This window comes from Salipaludibacillus sp. CF4.18 (genome assembly GCF_051262595.1).
Classification (GTDB): domain Bacteria; phylum Bacillota; class Bacilli; order Bacillales; family Salisediminibacteriaceae; genus Salipaludibacillus; species Salipaludibacillus neizhouensis.
The window spans coordinates 1-2,043 of the sequence record NZ_JBIMEV010000124.1 but is presented as its reverse complement, the minus strand read 5'-3'; the positions used below and the strand labels follow the sequence as shown (position 1 = coordinate 2,043).

The 2,043-nt window shown below is 32.9% G+C and carries 1 protein-coding gene; it reads right to left on the bottom strand.

Annotation, left to right across the window (positions count from 1 at the left end; genetic code table 11):
* Nucleotides 1-9: 9 nt before the first annotated feature.
* Nucleotides 10-1,104, bottom strand: coding sequence for a GerAB/ArcD/ProY family transporter (locus ACHABW_RS25680; RefSeq protein ID WP_435759852.1), 1,095 nt, complete (start codon nt 1,102-1,104; stop codon nt 10-12).
* Nucleotides 1,105-2,043 lie beyond the last annotated feature (939 nt).

Below are 2,043 nucleotides of genomic sequence, written 5' to 3'. Positions count from 1 at the left end.
TCTGTTTGTTCAGTCACCAAAGAATCTTTTTCGGATAAGGATAATAATTAATAGCAACACCGGTATATAAACTTGAAAAGGTAAATGTAAATAAAGGGGTACTATTTCCGATCCTTCCTTTGCGTGTGCTATCACATTTTCAGCAACAGAAATAGAACCGACCGAGACAAGGATACTCATTGGCAAAAGTAGTTGTTTGTATTTACTTACTTTAAATAACATACTAGTACCTAGAACCCCCACATAAAAAAAAAGTGCAATCTTAAAGAACACCCCTATGATTAATGAGAGAACAGCTATTGCATCTAACCTTTCCAAGAATTCCCCAATTCTAATTTTACTAATCGCTGATATTAGTGGGAAGGTAGAGCGCTCGGCAATATCTACACCTAGTACAGCAATATTCATTGTAGTAGCAAATGCGATTAATACGCCACTAATCACTAATCCAGTTATCCCTACCTTTAGAGCAGCATTTTTGTTGTTTAGATAAGGAAGTAACATGGTAAAGATAATCATCTCACCAAATGGAAAAGTAAACATCCATGGGAAAGTACCTAGCACAGGCGTCCATCCTTCCTCTAATATGGGAAGTAAATTTTCAATGTTAATCTCCCCGGAAAAAAGAAAAAGTAGGTTCGTGAAAATACCTAATAGTAAAAATATAAGTACAAAAAACTCTCCAGTTCTTGCCAGCACTTCTATCCCAAGATAAATAACATAAATAATCACACAAATCATCAACAAGTTAACAATCATCAATGGAGTTTCAGGAAGGATAGATGTCAAAATAAGATCTCCAAAATCCCTTAATATTCTTGTTGCTTGGTATAGAAAGTAGAGGGTGTACATGAATCCAACAAACCAACCTAGATATTTCCCTAATATTTTTGGAAGATATTCTATTAACGATAAGTTGGGGAATTGTCTAAATAAATAATAATAAATTAGAAATATAACAATACCAGTACTTAAACCAAGTAATATCGCAATCCAAGCGTTCTGACTTGCTTCTATTCCAGGGGCAAGAACAATAGCAGTACCCAATTCAAAAAGGAAAATTAAAGAGAACAATTGAAAAGGAGTAATTTTTGCTCTTTCCACATAGACTCCTCCTTTTTTTATAAATAAGTTCAGCAAACTTCACTTAGTTTCATGCAATCGTAAAGTCATAAAAAGTATTTTAGTACTCACCCTGCCCATCTATGAACTTTTCTTATTATGATTCATGTTTCCCCCTTTTTTACCAATTTACGCATTAGTATTGATATCAATCAGTGTCATTTATATGAATAGATCAATATCATTAAACAAATATTTTATGTGCCTGGAATAAACGGATTGTTGCAAATATATATTTTAATTCATTACATTTTGGTCCAGATAAATTTGGTTCTATAACCCCAATTTTGAAAAAACAATCTAAGATAGAATCAAATATATAGATCATGTAAGTACTTGGTCTCTAAACCCTTACAAAACCTCTGAATATCAAAATGTCCCAATAGAGTACACTCTATTGGGACTCCGTACCTTTAGTGAGAAATTAGGATTTTGATGTTCAATAAACTGGCCCGTTTGTTGAACAAGAAAAAATCCTGCATATCAACTTTTGATCAAATTTTATTATAGACGATCAGACTTTTTTATAAATTATCGAATTTAATAATCTTATTTAGGGGTTACTGAGTGACTGAGTGACTCTGTGATTATCTAAAATAAAACACAAGATTTTCTCTTATCTAACAACACAAACGCCGAATGAGTGAAAAAATAAAACCTGAAGCTCTCGAAGGGCTTCCAGAGGTTGAGTATTTGGAGAGAGATGACTGTCTCATTCGTTTCCCGAAGGCTTACTTGAATAATACCGAGTCCATAGGTGCGTTTGGCTTCAAATAACCCTACCAATACTTTTATAGGCTTAATATGTACTGAAAAAGGTAAACTAATTGAAGTCAACTGATTTCATTCAAATTATTCAGACTAGAACCTATATTATTTGTAACCTAATAGCTTTAACTCTTCCTTCCAATAACCTCTATA